Annotated in this window: 1 pseudogene; it reads left to right on the forward strand. The window is 39.3% G+C overall.

Annotated features, from left to right (window positions below):
• Positions 1-218 (forward strand): annotated as a pseudogene (locus COC46_RS15760) (group II intron reverse transcriptase/maturase); the annotation flags it as partial.
• Between the last annotated feature and the right edge of the window lie 6 nt (positions 219-224).

A 224-nucleotide genomic window follows, 5' to 3' on the forward strand; every position in this document is an offset into this window, starting at 1 on the left:
GCCTGTGGAAACAATGGAAACGACCTAAAACGAGAGTGAGAAAACTAACTGGATTAGGTGTTGACACCCATAAAGCATACGAATGGGGAAACAGTAGAAAAGGCTATTGGCGAATCGCCAATAGCCCAATCCTTCATCGAACACTTGGGAATGCATTTTGGCAAAACCAAGGTCTTAAAAGTCTATTTCAAAGATATGAAATTTTACGTCAGACTTAATTTGAA

The organism is Bacillus sp. AFS041924, assembly GCF_002577195.1.
Classification (GTDB): domain Bacteria; phylum Bacillota; class Bacilli; order Bacillales; family Bacillaceae_G; genus Gottfriedia.